At 62.0% G+C, this 21,526-nt stretch carries 23 protein-coding genes; 14 read left to right on the forward strand and 9 right to left on the reverse strand.

The window, feature by feature from the left end; translation table 11 throughout:
* Positions 1-73 precede the first annotated feature (73 nt).
* Positions 74-831 (forward strand): IS5 family transposase gene (locus H5P28_RS06485; protein WP_185674894.1). Its coding sequence is split into 2 segments (ribosomal slippage): positions 74-401 and positions 401-831, totalling 759 coding nucleotides; the frame shifts between segments, so codons are not numbered across the junction.
* A gap of 13 nt (positions 832-844) precedes the next feature.
* Here the strand turns inward: H5P28_RS06485 and H5P28_RS06490 are convergent.
* Entirely contained in the window at positions 845-1,747 is a 903-nt protein-coding gene (locus tag H5P28_RS06490) for a LysR family transcriptional regulator (protein WP_185674895.1), read from the reverse strand.
* 71 nt (positions 1,748-1,818) lie between these two features.
* Between H5P28_RS06490 and H5P28_RS06495 the strand changes: the two genes are divergently transcribed.
* The 8 genes from H5P28_RS06495 to H5P28_RS06530 all read left to right on the forward strand — a co-directional run bounded on the left by H5P28_RS06495 (position 1,819) and on the right by H5P28_RS06530 (position 8,071).
* Positions 1,819-2,517: a YggS family pyridoxal phosphate-dependent enzyme gene (locus tag H5P28_RS06495; RefSeq protein ID WP_185674896.1), complete on the forward strand. Its 699-nt coding sequence runs from the start codon at positions 1,819-1,821 to the stop codon at positions 2,515-2,517.
* A 174-nt stretch (positions 2,518-2,691) separates the two neighbouring features.
* The gene (locus H5P28_RS06500; protein WP_185674897.1) at positions 2,692-3,549 is read left to right on the forward strand and encodes a SirB1 family protein; all 858 of its coding nucleotides are present in this window, start codon (positions 2,692-2,694) and stop codon (positions 3,547-3,549) included.
* Positions 3,527-4,468, forward strand: a complete 942-nt coding sequence (locus H5P28_RS06505) for a shikimate dehydrogenase family protein (RefSeq protein ID WP_185674898.1) — start codon at positions 3,527-3,529, stop codon at positions 4,466-4,468. The genes H5P28_RS06500 and H5P28_RS06505 overlap by 23 nt, the downstream gene beginning before the upstream one ends.
* Positions 4,461-5,582, forward strand: coding sequence for a prepilin peptidase (locus tag H5P28_RS06510; RefSeq protein ID WP_185674899.1), 1,122 nt, complete (start codon positions 4,461-4,463; stop codon positions 5,580-5,582). The genes H5P28_RS06505 and H5P28_RS06510 overlap by 8 nt, the downstream gene beginning before the upstream one ends.
* 180 nt (positions 5,583-5,762) lie before the next feature.
* Positions 5,763-6,449 carry a SanA/YdcF family protein gene (locus tag H5P28_RS06515; RefSeq protein WP_185674900.1) on the forward strand — a complete coding sequence of 229 codons (687 nt, stop codon included), beginning with the start codon at positions 5,763-5,765 and terminating at the stop codon, positions 6,447-6,449.
* A gap of 57 nt (positions 6,450-6,506) precedes the next feature.
* The gene (locus tag H5P28_RS06520; RefSeq protein WP_185674901.1) at positions 6,507-6,857 is read left to right on the forward strand and encodes a DMT family protein; all 351 of its coding nucleotides are present in this window, start codon (positions 6,507-6,509) and stop codon (positions 6,855-6,857) included.
* Between the two features lie 115 nt (positions 6,858-6,972).
* On the forward strand, positions 6,973-7,674 hold the full coding sequence (locus H5P28_RS06525; protein ID WP_185674902.1) for a glycosyltransferase family 2 protein: 702 nt from the start codon (positions 6,973-6,975) through the stop codon (positions 7,672-7,674).
* A gap of 64 nt (positions 7,675-7,738) precedes the next feature.
* Positions 7,739-8,071, forward strand: a complete 333-nt coding sequence (locus H5P28_RS06530; protein WP_185675253.1) for a lipid-A-disaccharide synthase N-terminal domain-containing protein — start codon at positions 7,739-7,741, stop codon at positions 8,069-8,071.
* Positions 8,072-8,155: 84 nt separating this feature from the next.
* On the opposite strand, the gene H5P28_RS06535 is transcribed toward H5P28_RS06530, so the two are convergent.
* The 3 genes from H5P28_RS06535 to H5P28_RS06545 all read right to left on the reverse strand — a co-directional run bounded on the left by H5P28_RS06535 (position 8,156) and on the right by H5P28_RS06545 (position 12,044).
* A complete protein-coding gene (locus H5P28_RS06535; RefSeq protein ID WP_185674903.1) occupies positions 8,156-9,103 on the reverse strand; it encodes an AEC family transporter in 948 nt (315 codons plus the stop codon).
* A gap of 245 nt (positions 9,104-9,348) precedes the next feature.
* A complete protein-coding gene (locus H5P28_RS06540; RefSeq protein WP_185674904.1) occupies positions 9,349-10,449 on the reverse strand; it encodes an ATP-binding protein in 1,101 nt (366 codons plus the stop codon).
* A gap of 179 nt (positions 10,450-10,628) precedes the next feature.
* Complete coding sequence (locus H5P28_RS06545; RefSeq protein WP_185674905.1) at positions 10,629-12,044, reverse strand: CCA tRNA nucleotidyltransferase; 1,416 nt, start codon at positions 12,042-12,044, stop codon at positions 10,629-10,631.
* Positions 12,045-12,121: 77 nt separating this feature from the next.
* Here H5P28_RS06545 and H5P28_RS06550 point away from each other — a divergent pair, with 77 nt between their 5' ends.
* Complete coding sequence (locus tag H5P28_RS06550) at positions 12,122-12,850, forward strand: phosphoadenylyl-sulfate reductase (RefSeq protein WP_246455909.1); 729 nt, start codon at positions 12,122-12,124, stop codon at positions 12,848-12,850.
* 249 nt (positions 12,851-13,099) lie between these two features.
* Here H5P28_RS06550 and H5P28_RS06555 read toward each other — a convergent pair whose 3' ends face one another.
* The 4 genes from H5P28_RS06555 to H5P28_RS06570 all read right to left on the reverse strand — a co-directional run bounded on the left by H5P28_RS06555 (position 13,100) and on the right by H5P28_RS06570 (position 16,942).
* Positions 13,100-14,134 carry a 3-deoxy-D-arabino-heptulosonate 7-phosphate synthase gene (locus H5P28_RS06555; RefSeq protein ID WP_185674906.1) on the reverse strand — a complete coding sequence of 345 codons (1,035 nt, stop codon included), beginning with the start codon at positions 14,132-14,134 and terminating at the stop codon, positions 13,100-13,102.
* Positions 14,135-14,218: 84 nt separating this feature from the next.
* On the reverse strand, positions 14,219-15,064 hold the full coding sequence (locus H5P28_RS06560) for an RluA family pseudouridine synthase (protein ID WP_185674907.1): 846 nt from the start codon (positions 15,062-15,064) through the stop codon (positions 14,219-14,221).
* A gap of 67 nt (positions 15,065-15,131) precedes the next feature.
* Complete coding sequence (locus H5P28_RS06565; protein WP_185674908.1) at positions 15,132-16,361, reverse strand: hypothetical protein; 1,230 nt, start codon at positions 16,359-16,361, stop codon at positions 15,132-15,134.
* Positions 16,358-16,942 carry a Maf family protein gene (locus H5P28_RS06570; RefSeq protein WP_185674909.1) on the reverse strand — a complete coding sequence of 195 codons (585 nt, stop codon included), beginning with the start codon at positions 16,940-16,942 and terminating at the stop codon, positions 16,358-16,360. Before H5P28_RS06570 ends, H5P28_RS06565 begins: the two co-directional genes overlap by 4 nt.
* Before the next feature lie 153 nt (positions 16,943-17,095).
* Here H5P28_RS06570 and H5P28_RS06575 point away from each other — a divergent pair, with 153 nt between their 5' ends.
* Both H5P28_RS06575 and hemL read left to right on the forward strand, forming a co-directional pair.
* Complete coding sequence (locus H5P28_RS06575) at positions 17,096-18,736, forward strand: NAD+ synthase (RefSeq protein ID WP_185674910.1); 1,641 nt, start codon at positions 17,096-17,098, stop codon at positions 18,734-18,736.
* Positions 18,726-20,039, forward strand: a complete 1,314-nt coding sequence (gene hemL, locus H5P28_RS06580) for a glutamate-1-semialdehyde 2,1-aminomutase (RefSeq protein WP_185674911.1) — start codon at positions 18,726-18,728, stop codon at positions 20,037-20,039. The genes H5P28_RS06575 and hemL overlap by 11 nt, the downstream gene beginning before the upstream one ends.
* 18 nt (positions 20,040-20,057) lie before the next feature.
* Here hemL and H5P28_RS19870 read toward each other — a convergent pair whose 3' ends face one another.
* Positions 20,058-20,180, reverse strand: a complete 123-nt coding sequence (locus H5P28_RS19870) for a hypothetical protein (protein WP_281398129.1) — start codon at positions 20,178-20,180, stop codon at positions 20,058-20,060.
* 280 nt (positions 20,181-20,460) lie between these two features.
* Here H5P28_RS19870 and H5P28_RS06585 point away from each other — a divergent pair, with 280 nt between their 5' ends.
* Positions 20,461-20,841, forward strand: a complete 381-nt coding sequence (locus H5P28_RS06585) for a thiol-disulfide oxidoreductase DCC family protein (protein ID WP_185674912.1) — start codon at positions 20,461-20,463, stop codon at positions 20,839-20,841.
* Between the two features lie 191 nt (positions 20,842-21,032).
* A complete protein-coding gene (locus H5P28_RS06590; protein ID WP_185674913.1) occupies positions 21,033-21,494 on the forward strand; it encodes an MgtC/SapB family protein in 462 nt (153 codons plus the stop codon).
* The last annotated feature ends 32 nt before the right edge of the window (positions 21,495-21,526 follow it).

Below are 21,526 nucleotides of genomic sequence, written 5' to 3' on the forward strand. Positions count from 1 at the left end.
CCTAGGGCTAACGGACATTCAAGTAGTTCTAAAGTATCTGTACATTTTGCGTCAGTGATGTTGTAAGGCATTGATGGCTAAGCGATATGAGCTAACAGATGAGCAATATGAGCAGATCAAGGATCTGCTTCCTGGCAAGGTTGGCGATCCCGGGCGCACCGCTGAGGATAACCACCGCTTCATCAACGGGGTCATGTGGGTGCTGCGTAGCAGCGCGTTTTGGCGAGACATGCCGGAGCGTTACGGCAATTATGAAACGACCTATAAACGCTTCAGCCGCTGGGCCAAGAAGGGTATCTGGGAACAGGTTTTTAAGCGATTATTGAAGGACCCCAAAAACGCATATGTGATGATCGACTCGACTCTCGTTAAGGCCCACCAGAACGCCACAACGGGAAAAAGGGGGCGATGTGTCAGGCTCTGGGGCGATCCCGTGGAGGACTGACCACGAAGCTGCACATGCTTTGCGATGCGCTCGGAAGGCCACTTAAAATGCACCTCACCGGTGGTCATTGCAATGACTGCACGCAGGCCGAAACGCTGCTTGAAGGTCAGCGTGCCCAAGCCGTCATCGCAGACAAAGGCTATGACTCAAACGCCATTCGGGCCTTCATCGCTAAGGCCAAGATGAAGGCTGTTATTCCCAGTAGATGCCACCGAAAACAGCAAATCCCCCACGACAAAAAACTCTACAAGCAAAGAAACAGGATCGAACGCCTATTCGGTACGCTCAAACAAAACCGCCGCATCGCCACAAGGTTCGACCGAAACGACTCTCACTATATGGCATTCGTCTTCCTCGCATGCGCCCTCATTTGGTTGACATCCTGAATGTCCGTTAGCCCTAGGCAGCGGCGGATTTGACCAGGTTCTTGCCGGTAAGGAGGCTGATCAGCTTTTTCATCGCGGGGGTGAGCACGCGGCCCTTGCGGTGGACGATGGCCAGCGGGCGCGAGAGCTTTTTACCCTTGATGTTGAGCGAGCAGATCAGGCCCTGCTTGACCTCCTGTATGACGGTGGTCGAGGGGACGATGGAGATACCCGCGTCAATTTCGACGGCGCGCTTGACGGTCTCGATGTTGTCGAACTCCATGACCGGCTCGATGTCGAGCTTGACCTCCTTGAAGAACTGGTCGGTGGCCTTGCGGGTCGGGATGTCCTGCTCGAATCCGATGAAGCGGTGCTCGGACAAATCCTTGACCTCGACCTGCTTCTGGCGGGCCAGCGGGTGGTTCGGGCTGCAGATGACCACGAGGTGGTCCTCCTGAAAGGGGATGACTTCGAGCTGGCGGATTTTGTTGGGGTAGGCGACCAGGCCGAGATCCACGGCGTTGTGCAGCACGTCTTCGTAGACGAGATTCGAGCGGCGATACTCCACGCGGACGTTGACCGAGGGGAACTCCTGCAGGAACTCCTTCACGTACGGCGGCAACTCGTGCAGGCCGATACTGTAAATGGTGGAGATATGAATAGTCCCGCTAATAACCTTTTTCATCTCCTGCAGCTCGCTGGTGAGCTTTTCGTACATGTGCAGGAGCTCCTTTGCTGACTCGTACAGCTTCGAGCCTTCGCGGGTAAGTCGAAATTGTTTTTGACTACGGTCAACAATCAGGACATTGAAGTGTTTCTCCATCGCCCGAAGTTGTTGACTGACGGCGGACTGGGTAATGCCATTCAGCTTGGCGGCACGAGAAAAGCTCTGGCTTTCGACCAGATCGCTGAAAATCTTGAAATTTTCTATGTGCATGGACTATTGCATAATGGAATCTAATTGCAAATCAATAATAATTTTAGCGAATCTTATCTTTATTTCGCAACATGATTAAATACGCTGAATTTGCTGCCCGCTGCGAAGAAATCCAGAACCGGATTCACAAGGCTTGCGAAAACTCGGGGCGCCGACCGGAAGAGGTGACCATTCTTCCCGTGACGAAAAACCATCCCGCCGACGCCGCCCGGTACGCCGCGCAGGCCGGCTTTGCCGCCGTAGGGGAGAACCGTGTGCAGGAGGCGATGGAGAAGCAACCGCTCGCGCCAGAGGGGCTGCGCTGGGAACTGATCGGCCACCTCCAGTCAAACAAGGCCCGTCAGGCGGCCACTCATTTTGACCGCGTGCAGTCGGTGGACTCGGCAAAGCTCCTGCAGCGTCTCGACATCGCCGCCGCGGAGGCCGGGCGAACACTCGCCATCCTCCTGCAAATCAACGCCGGGGACGATCCGGCCAAGTTCGGGGTCCACTGCGACGAGGCCGAGCCCTTGCTGGCCGCCGCGTTGGCCTGCTCGCACCTGCGGGTTGACGGGCTGATGACGATTGCCCCGCTGGACGACGACAAAGCCGTGGCCGCCCGCGCCTTTGAGCGATTGCGCCTGACCCGCGACCGACTCAGTGAAAAACTCGGCACGCCTTTGCCGGTGCTCTCGATGGGGATGACCGACGACCTGGAGGAAGCCGTCAAGGCGGGCAGCACACTCGTCCGCATCGGCACCGCGCTCTTCGGGACGCGTCCGGGGTATTGAGGGAAATTAAAACCGGTTCGGGACTTATTCGGAAAGAATGGGCCTCCCGCACGATGGAGCCTTGCTGGCTCCGCAGGGGCGAAGGCCCCCTGCATGCTGTTCCAGCCGGAGTGCACCCCGGCGTCGGAGTTTGGGGTTGCCGGGGGGCGGGGAATCTTTACCGTGACGCGCTGAATGAACCCCCACGCCACTCCCGAACGCAAGGCCGCTTTGCTGGCTTTGCTGGACGACCCTTCCAAGGCCGTGCGGACCGCCGTGCTCGAAGCCTACCGGGAACTGGGCGAGACGGGAGTCTCGTGGCTGCGCGAAGCCGTGCGCGCCGATGGAGATCGGGCCGATGACGCCCGCCGCGTGCTTCACGAACTGCGCGAGGACGACCCGAAGGCGGCCTTTATCGAGTTCATCCACTCGTACCGTTACGAGCTGGAAACCGGCGCGCTCATGCTCAACCGCACCTGGTATCCGGATCTTGATCTGGCCGAGTGCTGCCTGTTCCTTGACGCCATCGCCGACCGCTGCGAACAGCTTTTCTGCGAGCCTTCGACAGACTTTGAAAAATGCCGCGTGCTCAACCGGGTGATTTTTCACGAGTACGGCTTCAGTGGAGACCAGGAGGATTTTTACCACCCCGATAACAGCTTCCTCAACCGCGTGCTTGAGCGCCGGCGCGGGCTGCCCATCACGCTCTCCATCGTGTACTTGCTCGTGGCCTACCGCTGCGGGCTGCCGCTGGAGCCGGTCGGCTTTCCCGGGCGGTTCATGGTCGGCTGCTACACCGAGGGCGAGCCGTTCTTTATCGACGTGTTCGAGAGCGGGGTTTTTCGCACCGCCGAGGAGCTGGAGGCCATGCTCGAATCCCACCGGCTGGAAAGTGACCCGGGCATTCTCGCCCCGATTTCAGTCGGCGAAGTGCTCGTGCGCTGCTGTCGCAATCTCGTCAACCAGTTTACCCGGGCGCGTGACCCCGAATCGGCTCGCCTCTACGCCGATTTCGTTCATGAATTCGAAAATGCTTACAAGCGCAAAGCTTGATCAGGACACGGTCTATAGCCTCGACGATTTGAACGACTGGCCCCGCGACGGCGTGTCGCTCGCTGTGCTCGGAGACCCGGTGGCGCACTCGCTGAGCCCGCGCATGTACCACGCCGCGCTCGCCTGCATGGCGCAGACCCAGCCGATGTTCGCGCACTGGCACTACGTGAAGATGTACGTGCCCGAAGGCCAGCTCGGCTCCGCACTGGAGCGACTCTGGGAGGCCGGTTTTCTCGGAATGAACCTCGTGCTCCCGCACAAGGTGGCGGCCATCCCGCTGGCGGCCGAACTGGACGACAACGCCCGCGAAGTTGGCGCGGTCAACACCCTGCTGCGGCTGCCGACCGGCGGCTATCGCGGTTACAACACCGACACCTACGGGTTGGAGGAAGCTGTCCGCCGTGACCTCGACGCGCAACTGGCGGGCGAGGATGTGATCCTGCTCGGGGCCGGAGGCGCGGCCCAGGCCGTGGCCCACCACATTTTACGCAGCGGCTGCAAGTCTCTCTGGATCGGCAACCGCAGCCAGGACCGGCTGGCCCGGGTGCTGGACGGCCTGCAAGCGGTGGCCGGGGAGGGGAGGCTGCACGGTTTTGACCTGACAAACCCACCCGCCGCGCTTCCGAAGACGGGCTTGATGGTCAACGGCACCTCGCTCGGGCTGCACCGGGGAGATCCCGCGCCGGTTGATGTGAGCGGTTTTTCGCCGGAGCTGAAAATTTACGATATGACCTACGGGCACGAGAACGCCCTTTGTCTGGCGGCCCGCGAACGCGGCATCCGCTACGCCGACGGGGCCTCGATGCTCGTGTGGCAAGGGGTGCGGGCGATGGAGATTTACAGCGAAACCGCCGTGCCCGCCCAACCGATGATGAACGCCGTATGCGCCGGTTCCGGCTGCCCTGTGCGCCATGTTTGAGTACATTGAAGAAATTGACACGCTCGTGCCGTGGTTCTTTCCGCTGGCGGTGTTCCTGTTCGGGGCCTGCTGGGGGAGCTTTTTAAACGTGGTCATCTACCGGGTCCCGGCGGGGAAGTCCGTCATCCGGCCCGGCTCCCATTGCGCCTGCGGCCAGCCCATCGCCTGGTATGACAATATCCCGATCCTGTCGTGGTGCCTGCTGCGCGGGAAAGCCCGCTGCTGCGGACGGTATTTCAGCTTCCGTTACCCCTTTGTCGAGTTGCTGACCGGGGTGCTCTTTGTGACGGCGTGGCTGCTGCTGCCGCCGCAGGTGGCCTTGGCCGGGTTTGTCTTTATCGCCCTGCTGATCGCGGGGACTTTTATCGATCTGGACACGATGACCCTGCCCGACCAGATCACGGTGGGCGGGTGTATCGCCGGGGTTGCGCTATCGTTTCTGTTGCCGGAACTGCACGGCTTTGGCGGGGGGGAGCCGTGGCTCTTGCGCGCCATTCGCTCAGCCGTCATCGGGATGACGGGCGCAGCGGTCGGCTCGGGCGTCATTCTGTGGATCGCGCTCAGCGCTGAGGCCGTCCTGCGCCGGGAGGCGATGGGCTTCGGCGACGTGATCCTGATGGGCTGCATCGGGGCCTTCTGCGGCTGGCAGGGAGCGCTGTTCGCGATTTTTGGCGGGGCGCTGCTGGGGACGCTGGTCGTGATCCCGATGATGATTTTGCAAAAGCTTTTCGGTCTTGCCCTGCCGGGGCCGGGCAAGGTGGTCAAGGCCGGGGCCGAAGGTGTCTCCGCTGCGCTCGACAAGGAAGAGGCCGCGGCCCGCGCCAAGGCCGAAGCCACCAGCAAGGCCGCCGCCCGTTCAGCGGGTTCCGAATGCTCCAAGGGCGATGCTGGCTCAGAGGACATCGCTGCCTCGTCCGAGTCTGCCAAGGCGGGTGCCGCCGCGCAGGAAGCCGCCGCCGACCAGCAACTGGGCATGGGCGTGGCCATTCCGTTCGGGCCGTGGCTGGCGCTGGGCGGGCTGGTTTATTTCCTGTTCATGCGCGGCCCGACCGACGCTTACCTGGAGGCGCTCAAGGCCGCTGTCTTCGCCCCCCTCGGCGGTGGTGGTGCGTGACCGCACTGGACATTGAGGGGCTACGCCCCTACGCCGCCAGAAAGGCGGCTACCCCGGTGAGTGCCCGCACGGGGTTGGCGTGGCGGGGCGCGGCGTATGGTCGGTGGAGCGGGGAGTTTGTTTACGCGGTCTCGTCGCCGGTCTTGATCTTTTCCGGATTCCAGCCTTTATTCAACCGACATGAAAGCCCGTCGCAAGCCCGTGAAAAAACGCCTGAAAATATTGGGTGTCGGCTTGGCTGTGCTGGTGTTTTTTCCGCTTTCGGTACTGGTGCTGATTCTTTACGCCCGGCGTGAAGTCGAGACTTCGGCGCAGGGACGGGTGGCGAGCGAGGCTGGAGGCGTTCCGAAAACGCGGGTTGCGCTGGTGCTGGGGTGCTCGCGGTATTTGGACAGCGGAGAGGAGAATCTGTTTTTCTCCGCGCGGATGGATGCGGCCCGCGAACTTTACGAGGCCGGGGCGGTCGAGTACCTGCTGGTCAGCGGTGACAACTCTCGGCCTGACTACGACGAAAGCTCGGACATGAAGGAGGCGCTGATGGAGCAGGGCGTGCCGGAGGAACGAATCGCGTGCGATTATGCCGGATTCAGCACGCTGGATTCGGTCCTGCGGGCGCGTGAGGTATTCGGACTGGAGCAGTTTGTTATCGTTTCGCAGGGGTTCCATGTGCGCCGCGCGCTCTACATCGCTCGCGCCAACGGCCTCGACGCCACCGGCTACGCGGCTCGCGACGTGGGCGGGACCGGAGGAAAGTTTATCCGGCTGCGCGAGGCGCTGGCCAGGGTAAAAGTCCTCCTCGATGTGCGCGTGTTCGGGCGCGCGCCGAAGTTCCTTGGAGAGCCTGTTGTGATTGGCCAGCATCCTTGACCGTTGGGGCGTTATTGCCGTGTTTTTCCACGATTCCCGTAAAACCTTTCGGTTCCTATGCATCCCATTCTGAAACTCGTCCTGCTGCTTTGTTGCAGTAATGTCTTCATGACCTTCGCCTGGTACGCTCATCTGAAGGAGATGAACAACCGGCCTTGGATCATCGCGGCGCTGGTGAGCTGGGGCATTGCGCTGCTGGAGTACCTCTTTCAGGTGCCCGCCAACCGGATCGGCTACACCGTGCTCAGCGTCGGGCAACTCAAAATCATTCAGGAGGTGATCACGCTTTCGGTCTTTGTCCCGTTCTCGGTCTTCTACATGCGCGAGCCCCTCAAGTGGGACTACCTCTGGGCCGGGCTGTGTCTGGTGGGTGCGGTCTATTTTATGTTCCGCGATAAAATTGCCTGAGGATCGCGGGCGGCGGGTTCGGCCTCGCTTTCGCGGGAGGGGGAGGGTGCGCCCATAATCGGCTTGCCTGAGGGCGGGGCGAGGGCTTTGATTGCGGGTTTCGCACCGAACCGACATGAGGCCCGAGTTTTCCATCATCATCCCTTTCTACAACGAAGAAGAAAGCGTCGTCGCGGTGCTCGAAGAAGTCCGCCGCTGCCAGCCGGAGGCCGAAATCATCGCGGTGGACGATGGCAGCTCCGACGCCACTTGGGAGAAAATCTGCTCCGTACAAGGCATCCGTGGGCTTCGCCCCTCGGCCAACCGGGGGCAGAGCGCGGCCATGTACGCCGGGCTCCAGCGGGCGACGGCTCCCGTGGTCGGCCTGATGGACGGCGACGGCCAGAACGACCCGGCTGATTTCGCCAAGCTCCTGTCCGCGATGAACGAAGGCGTGGACGTGGTGGTCGGCTACCGGGCCAAGCGCAAGGACACCTTTAGCCGCCGGGCCGCCTCCAAGATCGCCAACCGCATCCGGCGGATGTTTCTGGACGACGGGGTGCGCGACACCGGCTGCTCGCTCAAGGTCTTCCGGCGAGAGGCGGTCCAGTACCTGGTGCCTTTCAACGGCCTGCATCGCTACCTGCCCGCGATTTTCAAAAAGGCCGGACTGCGCATCGCCGAGGTCCCGGTCAACCACCGTCCGCGCGAGCTGGGCGTCTCCAAGTACACGAACTGGGACCGCGCCCTGCGCGGCATTTACGACCTCATCGGGGTGAGCTGGCTGCTCAAGCGCAAGGTCCATTATCCCTCTATCGAAGAGAATTTGCATGATTGATTGCCTGACTTTCCTGGCTACCGCCACCACGACGGCAGCCGATACCGCCGCGCAAGCCGGTTTTATGGACCGCACCTTGTTCGAGGTGCCAGGGCTTGGCCTGACCGTGACGCTGTGGAAGGTGATCGGCTACTTCGGGGTGGCCGTCTTTGGCTCGCGCTGGCTGGTGCAGGTCTTCGCCACTCATAAGGCGAAAAAAGTGACCATGCCCCGCCTCTTCTGGTACATGAGCCTGACCGGCAGCCTCTGCCTGATCTCGTACTTCATCTGGGGCAAGAACGACTCGGTCGGCATCCTCTCGAACCTTTTCCCGGCGACCATCGCGTTTTACAACCTCATCACCGACATTCGCCATGCCAAGGTGCAAAAGGCCGAGGCGCAGGAGATCGGCGAATGATTTTTTCAACGGAAGTCCGGGAAGATTGGTGAGCAATTATTGCAGGCCTTTCATTCCGACCTTCCTTTTAAAATCCTTTGGAACCTAATTACCGAAGAGCCAGAACCCGGCCTTGATCCACAGCGGGATGGTGAGCATCCCGGCGAGGCAACTGGCGGCCACGGCCTGGAAGGCGAGGTTACCGGAGCCGCCGTAGTGCTTGGCCAATACAACCGGGAAAATCCCGCAGGGCATGGCGGCGTGGACGATGACGACGTCCCGCACGGCGGGTGAAAAGGGAATGACGCAGGTCGCCCCGAGCATGAGCGCGGGCAGCACGAGGTGTCGCATGCAGACGCCCCCGGCCACGACGCCGGGGCGCAACCGGGCGCCACTTTCGCGGGCCAGTTCGCAGAAGGCCACCCCGATGATAAAAATCCCGACCGGGATGGCGCAGGCCGCCAGCATGTCGATCAGGCCGAGGGCGGCGGAGGGAAAAAGGTCGTGCCCGCCCAGGTAATTCAGGGGCAGGCCAATGAGCACGGCCACCGCCGGGGGCGAGAAGGCTTTTTTCAGATTGCGGCGGTTAAAGCTCCCCGAGACGACGCTAACCCCGACCGTCCAGATGGCCAGGTCCACCCCGACGTTGACCACGAGCATGACCCCGATGGCCGCGTCGGAGAAAAACAGCGAGGCCACCGGGATGGCCACGTAACCGTAGTTGTAGGTCGCCGCGACAAAGGCAAACGTCCCCCGGTCACGCGCCTCGCGGATGCCGAACAGCGGCGCGCACAAGGCCGAAACCAGCACCCCGCCCGCCACGAACAAGTAACCCGTAGCGACGGATTCGACTACGACCGAGCTTTCGCGCAGCAGTTCGTTGCCCAGCACGAAGCGGAAAATCAGGCACGGGTACAGCAGGTACACGACCAGACGCATGACTTCGCGCTCGCCCTGCGCGGAAAACCACCCTCGCGCCCGGGCTGCCCAGCCCAGCCCCACCAACAGGAAAACCGGCAGCACCGCCGAAAAAATTGTGCCGTAATCGACCATAAACAGCCGGGTATTATCCTCTGCCCGTCCGCGCCTGTCTAGGTCGTTTTAGAAGCGAATTCGGTCACGAAGCACACAAAATAATTCCGTTTCCCAACAGAAATGAGACCAGCCTTTTCAATCGCCTTGATCAAGTCAGGGATTTAACAGGAAGAGCGGAAAGAGCGCCAAGCGGGACAGGAGGCATCTTCTTCCTTACTTTCCGGCCTTCCTGTTAAATCTTTTAGGCCCTGGCGCAGCGAACCTCATGCTTCCTGGGCCTTGGGCAGGGTGATGGTAAAGGTGGTGCCGCCGTTGGTCATGGTCTCGAAGTCGATGCTGCCGCCGTGGGCGTCCACGATGGATTTGACAATCGCTGTGCCCAGGCCGGTGCCGCGGCTCTTGCCGTAGGTGATGAAGGGGCTGAAAAGGTTGTGACGGATGGACTCGGGGATGCCCTTGCCGTTGTCGCTGACGATGATTTCGGCCGTCGATTCGAGGTTGTGGACAAAGATCTGCACCTGGCCGCGCCGATCCTCATCGAAGGCTTCGATGGCGTTGCCGACGAGGTTTTGCAGCACGCGGATGAGCTTGCTCTCCTCGCCCATGACGGTGACGGGGGTGGCCCGCATCTCGATCACCACGCGGTCGTGGCGGAAAAACGGTTCGTTCATCTGCCGGAACTTCTCGCACAGTTCGGCCAGGTCGATCCGCGTCAGGTGGAGCCGCTGCTCGCCCTTGGAGAACTCGCTCAGCTCGTTGGCCATCTCGACCATGCGCTGCACCTGAGCCTCGATGTTTTCGCAGATGCGGAGGGTCTTGGGGTCGGGATGCTGGCTGCGCAGGAGCTGCGCGCCAAGGCTGATCAGGGTGAAGGGGTTTTTAAAGTCGTGGATGATGGTGTTCATCATCGTGCCGACCATGGCCATCTTTTCCTTCTGGAGCATGTCGTCCACGTAGTGTCGGGTGGTGGCGTGGAGGTGGTTGACAATGCTGCCGAGGATTTGCTCGATGGGGCCGGGAGTGTTTTTGATGAACTCGACCAGACTGTCGCGCCCGATCTGGGCGATCTTTACCGGGGTGGTCTGAGCCACGGCATTGAGCGCGCGCGGCGCACCGGTGAAAATCCCGATCTCGCCAAAGAAGTTCCCCGCTTCGCTGTAACTGATGATGCGGTCTTCCTCGCCGGGGATGCTCTTGGTGAAGGCGACGGTGCCCTCCAGCACGAGGCAGAGCGTATCCGAGGGGCTGCCTTCGGTAAAAACCACGTCACCCTTCTTATATTCGCTGACGGCAGTCCGTTCCGCCAACGGGCGGACATCCTCCACATCGGAAGCGTGGAAAAAGGGATGGTCCTCGATCTGCATTGCTGGGGCGTCTGTTTTCTCTGCCGAATAAGCTTTCTATGAAAAGTAAAAGCCTTTTACGTTTGCGGGTCTAGCCCGAATATCAACGGTTTAGGTAGTGGATATGCCTTAGAAAAGGCCATCGTCCGACGTTTTCATGACCCAAGTCCCGACTCTTGGAGAGCCGCTGCCTAGCGTTATCAACCCGATGTCGCAGGCGAATCCGGTTCCCGGGGGAGTAACGCTTTCAGGTGGGCGAGGCCGCCGTTGAGGTCATTAAATTCGCCGTCGAGCTGGGCCTCGTAGCAGGCGTCGATCAGGGGGCGGAAGCGCGGGCCGGGCTTGAGCCCGAACGCGATCAGGTGGCGGCCCTGGATGAGCGGCTCGGGGGCGGCGTCCTTGATCGAGAGGGCCTCGGCCCGCTCCAGCAGCCACTGCCCGGCGGGGAAGTCGGCGCTCAGCGGCGGGCGGCCGCCCATGTCGGCTTCGGCCACGCGGATCAGCCGGTCAATACGTCCGACCTTGCGGGCCAGCCTGCGCACGGCGTTGTCGCCGGCCTGGGCGGCGTGGAGGAGGGCGGGGCGCATGTGGGTCTCGACCAGGATGAGCACGTCCTCGATCAGTTGCTGGTGCGCGGTCAGGTGGCGCAGGAACAACTCCGCCGGAATGACGCCCTCGGTGTCGTGCCGGGGGGAGCGGATGCGCCCGTCCTCGTCGGTGTAGGTCGTTTGTGGCTTGCCCATGTCGTGGCAGAGCACGGCCAGGCCGACGACGAGATCTTCCCAGTCGTTGCCGATGCGTTGCCGGGCGAAGGCGTCCATGCAGTGCAGGGTGTGGGTCCACACGTCGCCCTCGGGGTGCCACTGCGGGTCTTGCTCGCAGCCGACGAGCGCGGCCAGTTCGGGCGTGTAGCGTATCCAGCCACAGTCTTTTAAAAAGGTCAGCCCGAGCGAGGGGCGAACGCCCTTGAGCACGAGCTTTTCCCACTCGCTGAAGATGCGTTCACGGGGGAGGTTTTCCGGGGTGATCTGACGGCAAAGCTCCAGCGTCTCCGGGGCGATGGTTAACTCGAAACGCGCCAGAAACTGCATGGCCCGCAGCACGCGCAAGGGGTCTTCGCTGAACTTGTCCGAGGTGTGGCGCAGGATGCGGTTTTCCAGGTCGGCGCGTCCGTTGAAGGGATCGACCAGCTCGCCGCTGAGCGGGTCCCAGGAGAGGGCGTTGAGTGTGAAGTCGCGCCGCGAAGCCGCCTCGACCTGGCTCATGTGTGGGTCACCCGTGACGGCGAAGCCCCGGTGGCCAGTGCCCTGTTTGGACTCGCGACGGGGCAGGCTCACGTCCAGCTCCAGGCCCCTCAGCTTGAATACCCCGAAGGCGCGGCCCACGGCGTTGACCTCGAAGTCACGGCGCAGCAGCCTCAGAAGGAGCTTTTCCTCCAGTCCGAAGACCTCCATGTCGGCGTCCTTGGAGGCGCGCCCGAGCAGGGCGTCGCGCACGCAGCCCCCGACGAAGAAGGCCCGCCCTCCGGTCTGGCGCACGGCCTCGGCGATGCGCACCCCGGCGTCGAATTCGGTGGGGCGGAGGGAGCTTTGAATGGATATTAACCTGCTGGACATCAAGCTAATGAGTTAGATTAATCTTTTTACTTTACTATTTTACCTAATTAAGTAAGTTTTCATCTATCATGACACCCATGACGATGCCCACCCTGGAACCGGATCTCAAGCGGGAAAACGAGGAACTGATCGCCCTGCCGGCGGCAGAGCGCATCCGTCGCGCCCACGAGCGATGGGGGGATTCGCTGGTCATGAGCACGAGCTTCGGCGTGCAGTCGGCGGTGCTGCTGCACATGGCCAATACCGTCGTGCCCGGCATCCCGGTTATTTTTGTCGATACCGGCTATCTGTTTCCCGAGACCTATCGTTTCGCGCAGGAGTTGACCGACCGGTTGGAGTTGAACCTGAAAATCTACACCCCCCGCCGTACTTCAGCCATGCAGGAGGCGCTGGAGGGTAAGCGTTGGGAAAAGGACATCGCCGCGCTCGAATCCTACAACCACGAAAACAAGGTCGAACCGATGAACCGCGCCCTGCGCGAACTCGACGCCCAGGCGTGGATTTCCGGACTACGCCGGGTGCAGTCCTCGACTCGCGGACATCTGCGCCCGCTGGAGCGCCAGAACAAGACTTTCAAGGCTTACCCGATCATCGACTGGACGGACCGCGACATCTATAATTACCTGAGCGAAAACAGCCTGCCGTACCATCCCCTTTGGGACGAGGGCTATGTCTCTGTCGGCGACTGGCACAGCACTTCGAAGCTTGAGGCCGGGATGAACGCCGAAGACACCCGCTTCGGCGGGCGCAAGCGTGAGTGCGGCCTGCACGAGATGTCAGATCGCGGCGGCGACTACCAGATCTGATCGAACTGATTTAAGAAAGGTGACTCGCACAGAGCCACGGAGATTTTTAATTTAAAATTTCCCGTGATATTCGTGCTTATACCCAGAAGCTAAGTCGTGTCTTCAAAAATACTGTAGCCACAAAATTTGAATGGCTAAATGGCTAATTGTTAATTGTTGGATGCGGAACGTAGAAAACAACAATTAGCCATTTTAACCATTTAGCCATTCGGCCTTTGAGCAGGCGGCTACGATTCTATTTAAAACGCGCTAATACTTCTGCCGGAGCTTCCAGATCACGCGGGCGTCGGTGATGAGGGTTGCGAGCACAGCGGGGGAGATGGACTGCTTGGGGTCGTCGCCGATGCCGGATTTCGGGTCGATGTGGGTCTCGACAACAAAGCCGTCGGCCCCGTAGGCCATAGCGGCGAGGGCGGCTCCCGGGACGTAGGCGGCGCGGCCCACCGAGTGCGAGGGGTCCACGATAACGGGCGCCCAACTCTTGGCCTTTAAAAGTTGCGTGATCGACTCGTCCGGGTGGTTGCGGTAGCCGTCCATGGAGGGGAGGGTGCCTCGCGGGCATAGCAGTACCTTGGGATTACCCGCCGAGACGATGTACTCGGCGGCGGCCAGAAACTCATCTACCGGGGCCATCGGGCGTCCGCGCTTGAGCAGGACGGCGGTCTTTGAGCCCGCAGTTTGCGCCCCGATCTGACGCAGGAGGGGGTAGTTGAGCGCGTTGCGCGCGCCGATCTGAATCACGTCGATCCCGGCCTCCAGCACGAGCCGCAGGTGGTCTGTGTCCATGACCTCGGTGTTGATGGCCAGGCCGGTACGGGCGCGGGCTTCCAGCAGGATGTCGAGCGCGGCGTTGTCGCCCTGATAGGAGTAGGGCATGGTGCGGGGCTTCCAGACGCCGCCGCGCAGGATGTGCCCGCCGGCCTCTTTGACCGCCTGGGCGGTTTCATAGAAAAGGTTCGGGTTCTTCGGGTCGATGGTGCAGGGGCCAGCGATGAAAAGCGGTTCCTTGCCGATCTCGACTCCGGCCAACTGGCGCTTACCCTCGGCCAGCGAGGACTTGATGTCCATCAGCTTGTAGGGCGAGTCAATCGCGTCCACGCGCGCCACGTAATCAAGCCCGAGCAAGCGGTTCATCATGGTCTCGTGGCGTTCGTCCCCGAGGATGGCGTAGATGCAGCGCTCGGCCCCGACGATGGTCTGAATGCGGCAGCCGAATTCGCCGACGATTTTTTCGACTTCTTCGAGTTGGGCGGGGGTGAGACGTGGGTTGCGCGGGATGATCATGGCTGGAAAATATCAGGGGTGGAAAATGACGGCAGGCCAGACCCTCTTGGGCGTGCGCCGGGTGGTGCGCCCAGATGAGATAACTTAACCGCGGGGCGAGGCTGGTCCCTGGTTGCGGCGGCGCGATTGCGGGACGCCGTGCCGTGAGGGTGGGAGGTTGTAGTTCACGCGGTTGAGAGCGGGGTTCTGGTCGATGACGAGCCGGAAGGAATTAGGCATGGGCGACTCGGCCCGGAATTTCTCCAGCTTGCCCGCGTGCATGAAGTCGAAAGCCAGTTCGGAGGCGTGCAGGAACAGCCGCTCAAAGCCGAGCAGGCGGGCCAGCGAGCGGTTGACGCGAAAGTCGCCGTAGGTGCGGTCTCCGAGGATGGGAAGACCGTGGTTTGCGCACTGAATGCGCAACTGGTGGGTGCGTCCGGTAGCGGGAATGAGCTGGATGAGGGAGAGGCCGAGCCGGTTGGCGTCCAGCTTGACCAGTTGCTGGCGGCAACGCATCTGCACCGGGCGTCCGCTGCGGGAGCCGCCGTAGGGCATGTCGGCGGGGGAGATGTGGTCGATCCACACGTCCTGCGGACGGGGTCGCCCGCGCACGACGGCGAGGTAGTGCTTCTCCATTCGGTGCGAGCTGAAAAGCTCCCGCACGGTCTTGGCCATTTCGAGGCTTTGGGCGAGCAGGATCACGCCGGAGGTGGCGGAGTCGAGCCGGTGGCACAGGAAGAGTTCGTCGCCCTGATCGTTGAGATTGTAGTAGCGCTCGTGGTCGTGGCTGTAGTTGGCCTTCAGGAGCGAGCGCTCCTTGTCCTGACGGCTATTGGGGTGGGAGAGGATGCCGACGGGCTTTTCCAGCGCGATCAGGCCGGCCGGATGCACGGTCAGCACCCGGACTTTATCTCCGAGCGGATAACGTTGTTCCCATTGTTCAAAGGACATGACGCATGTGGTATGAAAAAACAAGGGCGGTTGGCCAGCGGCAAATGACGAGCGAGCGGCGCCGGACCTAGCGGTAGAAGAAGGTGATGCGGATGGTCTGGTCCTCGCCGAGCATGGCGACCATTTCCTTGGTCCATGCGCCGAAGGGGGCGCGGGACAGGATGGCGTCCTGGACAAGCAGGGTGGCGGGCCGGCTGGCGCTGGAGAAGATAACCTTCAGGTCGGAGACCTGGCCGTCGCGGTTGAGCTTGTATTCAGTCACGACCTTGGTGCCGTAGTCGGCCGAGGCGTAGTTGAACTGCCGTCCGAGCAGGTTCCACTGGGCGGAAATAGCCTCCATCATGCGCTGCTGGTAAGCGCCGAATTCGCTAAAATTGGCGTCGATGGCGAGCGCGCCCATGCGGCTGGCCGAGACGGGGTTCTGCATCAGCGGGCCGGGCGGGACTTTGAAGTTGATGCGCGGGCGCGGCCTGGGGGTAAGCTCGCCCTGCTGCGCCTGCTGGCTGGGGGCGACCTCCTCCATCATGACGGAAATCTCGCGCTGCGGGCGCGGGGACGGGGCGGGCTCGACGGTTTTCTCCTCGGGCTTTTCGGCCACCTTTTCGGCCTCTCCGGCCTTTTCAATGCTGGGGGTACCCTCGTCTTCGACCGCTTCCTGCTCCGGCATTTTTGGAGCTTCCTGCTGCGGTGTCTCGGTGGCTTCGGATTCGGCCGGCTGCTCAACCGGCTGCGCCTGTTCCTGCGGTTCCGGCGTAGGCGTCTCGACCTGTTCCTGCGCCTGCTCGGTGGGCTGGGCCTGCTGGTCGGGTTGTTGCTGCGCGGGTTGGGCATCGGGCAACCCGACGGGGACCGGGGGCGGGGAGCTTTCCTCGGAAAGATCGCCCGTCACGATTTTCTGGGAGTCGGGTATTTCGCCGTCGATCTTCGGAATTTCCGAATCCTGGGTTGTGTCGGGCTGCTCCTGGGCAGCCACCTGATCCTGGGCGGCGTAATTCTGCGTGTCCTTGGGCTTTTCCTCGATAACGTTCGGGTTGGTCTCGACGAAGCGCTCCGGTTCCGGCGGGGCCTCGACCAGCTCGACTTCCATCGGCGGGTTGGGTGGCTCGGGTTGGGCCTCCTCAAAGTTCACATCGGGCCAGGGCACGACGTAGATCAGCATGAGGTGGAAAATCACCGTCACGGCCAGCCCGACGGTGACGGAGGTCCGGTACGCGCGGCGGTCAAAGTCCGATTCTCGGTCCCAGCGCGGCCATTCGGAGGGCTTCCGGCGGGGCGGCGGCAGAGGTGCGGTCGTCATGTCAGGCGTAGCGTGTCGAGGAGGTGGAGCCGGTCGAGCAGAGCGAGCAGAAACTCGGTCGGAAGCCCCATGACGTTGTTCAGGGAGCCCTCAAGCCCGGCGATGATCATTTCTTTCCCCTCCTGAATACCATAGGCTCCGGCTTTGTCCAGCGGATTGACGAGCGAGAAATAGCGCCCGATGGCCGCCTCGTCGAGCGGCTTGAAGGTGACGGCACTGGTGACGGCGTGGCACTCGTCGATACCGGGGCCGAGCAGGCATACGCTGGTGAAGACCGTGTGCGTGCGCCCCGAGAGGCGGCGGAGCATAGCGCGGGCTTCGTCCATGTCGGCGGGCTTGTGCAAGACCTCGTCGTCGAGCGCGACCACCGTGTCCGAGCCCAGAACGAGCGCGTCGGGCAGGCGGGCACTGACTTCGGCGGCCTTGATGCGGGCGTTGTGCAGGACGGTTTCGCGCGGGTCGGAGGCCGGGTCTTCGTGTTCCTCGACCTGCGCCGGTTCCACGGCGAAGCGCAGCCGCGCCTGCTCCAGCAGGTGACGGCGGCGGGGGGAGGCCGAGGCCAGTATCAAGGTGTCGGGCATGGTGAGTAGCCTTGTGCGCACGTCCGTCAATGGAGACGCGCACTTGGAAGGATTACCAATTCCGACGCCATCGCCACCCTAATTTTCGATTTCCTTGCCGCTTTTGCAAAAATGACTGGAACAGCCGTGCGCGATCGCGGATAGTGGCCCGCAATGAAGATCGGCCTGGCGCAGATTAACACCATCGTGGGCGACCTCCGGGGGAACGCCGAAAAGATTTTGCACGGCTATCGTGAGCTTGTCGCTGCCGGGGCCGAGCTGGTTCTCACCCCCGAACTGGCCGTGGCCGGTTATCCGCCGCGCGACTTGCTGTTCAAGAGCCGTTTCGTGGCCGACAACGAGGCCAGCCTGCGCCGTCTCGCCGCCGAAATCGGCGAAGTCCCCGCCCTGATCGGCTTCGTGGAAAAGAACTCCGCCGAGCGCGGTCGGCACTTCTACAACGCCGCCGCCTGGTGCGAGCAGGGCGAGGTCCGCCACATCGTGCGCAAGTGCCTGCTGCCGACTTATGACGTGTTCGACGAGGATCGCTACTTTGAACCGGCCCGTGAGACCGGGCTTGTGACCTGGAAGGGCGTGCGCATCGGCATCACCATCTGCGAGGATGTCTGGAACCACCCCTCCGTGCCCACCCGCCGCCACTACGAGGTGGACCCGGTCGGCCAACTCGCCGCTGCCGGGGTGGATCTCGTGCTCAACCTTTCCGCCAGCCCCTGGCACAGCGGTAAAAAACACCTGCGCGAGCATCTCTTGGCTGAGGTGGCCACCCGCTGCGGCTGCCCGCTGGTCTATTGCAATCTGGTCGGCGGCAACGACGAGCTTATTTTCGACGGGCACAGCAAGGTAATGGCTGCCGACGGCACGCTGCTGGCCGGGCTGAAAGGCTTTTCCGAGGAGCTGCGCGTGGTCGATACCGCCGCGTCCGCCGCCGACATCGACCCCCGCTACGATCAGGACGACCTCGCCGACATCCACGACGCGCTTGTTCTTGGGCTGCGCGATTACGCGCACAAGAGCGGGTTCCGTTCGGCGCTGATCGGGCTTTCCGGCGGGATCGATTCCGCCGTGGTCGCCGCTCTGGCCAAGGAAGCTTTTGGCCCGGAAAACGTCATCGGGGTGAGCCTGCCCTCGGCCATATCCAGCCAGCACAGCCGCGACGACGCCCGCATACTGGCGGAAAACCTAGGCATCCGCTTCGAGACACTCCCCATCGCCGGGATCGTCGAAGCCGCCGGGGGCGCGCTCAAGGACATTTTCGCCGGGACCGCGCTCGGCGTGGCTGAGGAGAACATCCAGGCCCGCGCCCGCGGACTGCTCCTGATGGCAGTCTCGAACAAGTTCGGCGCACTCCTGCTGACGACCGGCAACAAGAGCGAAGTCGCCGTCGGCTACTGCACGCTCTACGGTGACATGGCGGGCGGCTTGGCCGTGATTTCCGATCTGCCCAAGATGCAGGTTTACGCCCTGGCCCGGTACATCAACCGCGCGGGCGAAGTCATCCCCGAAAACACCATCACCAAGCCCCCCTCGGCCGAACTTCGCCCCGACCAGAAAGACGAGGATTCGCTCCCACCGTACCCGGTGCTGGACGATATCCTGCGCCTCTACGTGGAGGAGGGCAAGGTCTCGGACGAGATCATTGCCGCCGGTTTTGATGAACAAACCGTGCGCGACATTGTCCGCAAAGTCGATTTGAACGAATACAAACGCAAGCAGGCCGCCCCCGGCCTGAAAATCACGCCGCTGGCCTTCGGGGTCGGGCGGCGCATCCCGATTGTGCAGAAATATGTCAGCTAGCGACTCTCCCGTTTCCAACGACCTTTTCAACCGCGCCCTCAAGCTCATTCCGGGTGGGGTTAACTCGCCCGTGCGGGCCTTCCGTTCGGTGGGAGGCACGCCGTTTTTCACGCAAAGCGCCAAGGGCGCCCGCCTGACCACCGCCGACGGACGCGAGCTCATCGACTACGTCTGCACCTGGGGCCCGGCCATTCACGGGCACAACCATCCCGCCATCCGCGAGGCCGTGGCCGAGGCGCTGGAGCGCGGAACGAGCTTTGGCACGCCCAACCCCTACGAGGTCGAGATGGCCGAACTGATTGTGGACATGGTTCCCTCGGTCGAAAAAGTCCGCATGGTCAACAGCGGGACCGAGGCCACCATGTCGGCCATTCGCCTGGCACGTGGGGCCACCGGGCGCGACAAGATTATCAAGTTCGCCGGTTGCTACCACGGCCACGTGGATTCCCTGCTGGTCAAGGCCGGTTCCGGGGCGCTGACCCTGGGCAACCCGGACAGCGCGGGCATCCCGGCCTCCTTTGCCGGGGAAACCATCGTGCTGCCCTACAACGATCTCGGGGCGCTCCAGCTCGCCTTTTCCGAGCACCCGGAGAAAATCGCCGGGGTTATCATCGAACCGTACCCGGCCAACTGCGGGCTCATCCTGCCCCAGACGGGCTACCTGGAGGCGCTGCGCGAGCTGTGCACCCGTCACGGCACGGTGCTGATTTTTGACGAGGTGATGACGGGCTTCCGTATCGCTCCCGGCGGCGTGCAGGAGAAAACCGGGGTCACCCCGGACCTCACCTGCCTGGGGAAAATCATCGGCGGCGGGCTCCCGGTGGGGGCCTTCGGGGGCCGGGCCGACCTGATGGACCATCTGGCGCCGCTGGGGCCGGTCTACCAGGCCGGGACGCTCAGCGGGAATCCGCTGGCCATGGCAGCGGGAATTACGGCGCTCAAGCTCCTGCGCGAAGGCGATCCGTACAAGCGCCTGGAATCCTCCGCCAAGCAACTCGCCATCGCCCTTAAATTGGCCGCCGCCAACCTTGGCGTAGCGCTTCAGGTGCCGCAGGCCGGGTCGATGTTCGGCTTGTATTTCGCGGACAAGCCGGTGACGAATTTCGACGAGGCACTGGCCAGCCGCACAGAGCTGTTCAAGCCGCTCTTCCAGTGCGCGCTCGACCTGGGCGTGTATCTGCCTCCGTCGGCCTACGAGGCCTGCTTTGTCAGCACGGCCCATACCGTGAACGACATCGCCCGCACGGCGGAAGTCCTCACCTCGGCCATCAAGCAGATCAGCGAATCCGGTCCCGGCCAGTAGCGCAGGAGCGGTTCGCGCTCATTGCTTCTTCGGCTTGCAGAGCTTCTTTTCCTTGTTCGCCCGGGCGCCGCATTTCTTGCAGACGTATTTGGCGTCTTTGGGCGATTGGTAGTCTTTGATATCGCAGGCGGTTTTGCTCATGGGTTTTTTCTGATTTAACCGCAAAGACGCAAAGACGCAAAGGCACAAAGTGAAATTTCGATTATCAATTGGAATAGCTGGTTGTGACACCACTTCCGGTAAGGAATCGTAAAGCGAAGAAGTTGTCCGCGAAGTCACGCGAATGGATGAAAAATAAAAATCTTCGCGCCTCTTCGCGTGACTTCGCGGGCAACCCACTTTGTTTCATCGTGCTTGCTGCTGAATCTCTGCTTTTTTAACTTTGTGGCTTTGCGTCTTTGCGTTTTAAAAAAAAAAGCCAATGACGACCCGGCTCCAGCTTTCGCAGCCTCCGGCCCGCCCGCTGATTATCTGGGACGGAGATTGCCGTTTTTGCGGGCGGTGGGTGCGGCGGCTGCGCAGGCTGACGGGAGAGGAGGTTGACTTCGCCGCGTATCAGGAATTGGATACACGTTTCCCGGAAGTGGAGAAAAAAGCCTTTGCCGAGGCCTTGCACCTGATCGAGCCAGATGGGCGCGTGACGCGGGGGGCCGAGGCGGTCTTCCGCTCGCTGCGGGGGGTGCGTCCGTGGTCGCTGGGGTGGAGTTGCTACCGGCGGAGCCGCTGCTTCCGCCGCTTCAGCGAAGCTCTTTACCGCTGGGTGGCGCGCAACCGTGGCTGGCTTTCCCGCCTTACGCCCTGAGCCATATAAACACTGGGCGGCGGCGACGGAAAAGACCGTTTTCGTTTTCGGCAGGAGCTGCCGTTTCTTCGCGCCCCGCTTGAATTGGCGGCAAGGCTGGGCATATTATTAGTTGAATCGACGAAAGCGCGAGGGGTGGCTATGTGCCATCTGCGCATAAAAAAGACGACTGAAATCCAGAATCCCTGATAATGCCTGAAATCCCGACAGACCAATGGGCGATCATGTGGCGTGTGGCGCTGGCCGCGGTACTTGCAGGGTTGCCGGGGTTGGAGCGCGAATTCAGAAAAAAGCCGGCTGGCTTTCGCACCCACATGATTATCGGGGCTTCTTGCGCGCTGCTGGTGCTGTTGGGCAGTGTATTGCTCCAGCACTACAGCCAGACGGTGCCTGCGTCCGAGCAGATCCGAACGGACCCGCTCAGGCTGTTCGAGGCCATCGTGGTTGGGGTGAGCTTTATCGGCGCCGGGACAATTCTTAAGGTCGAGGGCTCGATGCGTATCCGTTTTTTAACGACGGCGGCGAGTCTTCTTTTTGCCGCGGCCATCGGGATCAGTGTGGCGCTGAGTCTTTTTTACCTGGCCGTATTCGAGTGCGTCCTGATCCTGGTGATTAACCAGGTGCTCGGGCGTCTGGAGAAGGAAATGAGTTAGAGCCTGTTCATCGACGATGGTTAAGCACGGCC

Source organism: Ruficoccus amylovorans (assembly GCF_014230085.1).
Taxonomy (GTDB): Bacteria; Verrucomicrobiota; Verrucomicrobiia; order Opitutales; family Cerasicoccaceae; genus Ruficoccus; species Ruficoccus amylovorans.

Excerpts from the sequence above, each read along its gene's own strand:
- H5P28_RS06490 (WP_185674895.1), bottom strand. The coding sequence starts at position 1,747 with ATGCACATAGAAAATTTCAAGATTTTCAGCGATCTGGTCGAAAGCCAG.
- H5P28_RS06495 (WP_185674896.1), top strand. The coding sequence starts at position 1,819 with ATGATTAAATACGCTGAATTTGCTGCCCGCTGCGAAGAAATCCAGAAC.
- H5P28_RS06500 (WP_185674897.1), top strand. The coding sequence starts at position 2,692 with ATGAACCCCCACGCCACTCCCGAACGCAAGGCCGCTTTGCTGGCTTTG.
- H5P28_RS06505 (WP_185674898.1), top strand. The coding sequence starts at position 3,527 with ATGCTTACAAGCGCAAAGCTTGATCAGGACACGGTCTATAGCCTCGAC.
- H5P28_RS06510 (WP_185674899.1), top strand. The coding sequence starts at position 4,461 with ATGTTTGAGTACATTGAAGAAATTGACACGCTCGTGCCGTGGTTCTTT.
- H5P28_RS06515 (WP_185674900.1), top strand. The coding sequence starts at position 5,763 with ATGAAAGCCCGTCGCAAGCCCGTGAAAAAACGCCTGAAAATATTGGGT.
- H5P28_RS06520 (WP_185674901.1), top strand. The coding sequence starts at position 6,507 with ATGCATCCCATTCTGAAACTCGTCCTGCTGCTTTGTTGCAGTAATGTC.
- H5P28_RS06525 (WP_185674902.1), top strand. The coding sequence starts at position 6,973 with ATGAGGCCCGAGTTTTCCATCATCATCCCTTTCTACAACGAAGAAGAA.
- H5P28_RS06530 (WP_185675253.1), top strand. The coding sequence starts at position 7,739 with ATGGACCGCACCTTGTTCGAGGTGCCAGGGCTTGGCCTGACCGTGACG.
- H5P28_RS06535 (WP_185674903.1), bottom strand. The coding sequence starts at position 9,103 with ATGGTCGATTACGGCACAATTTTTTCGGCGGTGCTGCCGGTTTTCCTG.
- H5P28_RS06540 (WP_185674904.1), bottom strand. The coding sequence starts at position 10,449 with ATGCAGATCGAGGACCATCCCTTTTTCCACGCTTCCGATGTGGAGGAT.
- H5P28_RS06545 (WP_185674905.1), bottom strand. The coding sequence starts at position 12,044 with ATGTCCAGCAGGTTAATATCCATTCAAAGCTCCCTCCGCCCCACCGAA.
- H5P28_RS06550 (WP_246455909.1), top strand. The coding sequence starts at position 12,122 with ATGACGATGCCCACCCTGGAACCGGATCTCAAGCGGGAAAACGAGGAA.
- H5P28_RS06555 (WP_185674906.1), bottom strand. The coding sequence starts at position 14,134 with ATGATCATCCCGCGCAACCCACGTCTCACCCCCGCCCAACTCGAAGAA.
- H5P28_RS06560 (WP_185674907.1), bottom strand. The coding sequence starts at position 15,064 with ATGTCCTTTGAACAATGGGAACAACGTTATCCGCTCGGAGATAAAGTC.
- H5P28_RS06565 (WP_185674908.1), bottom strand. The coding sequence starts at position 16,361 with ATGACGACCGCACCTCTGCCGCCGCCCCGCCGGAAGCCCTCCGAATGG.
- H5P28_RS06570 (WP_185674909.1), bottom strand. The coding sequence starts at position 16,942 with ATGCCCGACACCTTGATACTGGCCTCGGCCTCCCCCCGCCGCCGTCAC.
- H5P28_RS06575 (WP_185674910.1), top strand. The coding sequence starts at position 17,096 with ATGAAGATCGGCCTGGCGCAGATTAACACCATCGTGGGCGACCTCCGG.
- hemL (WP_185674911.1), top strand. The coding sequence starts at position 18,726 with ATGTCAGCTAGCGACTCTCCCGTTTCCAACGACCTTTTCAACCGCGCC.
- H5P28_RS19870 (WP_281398129.1), bottom strand. The coding sequence starts at position 20,180 with ATGAGCAAAACCGCCTGCGATATCAAAGACTACCAATCGCCCAAAGAC.
- H5P28_RS06585 (WP_185674912.1), top strand. The coding sequence starts at position 20,461 with ATGACGACCCGGCTCCAGCTTTCGCAGCCTCCGGCCCGCCCGCTGATT.
- H5P28_RS06590 (WP_185674913.1), top strand. The coding sequence starts at position 21,033 with ATGCCTGAAATCCCGACAGACCAATGGGCGATCATGTGGCGTGTGGCG.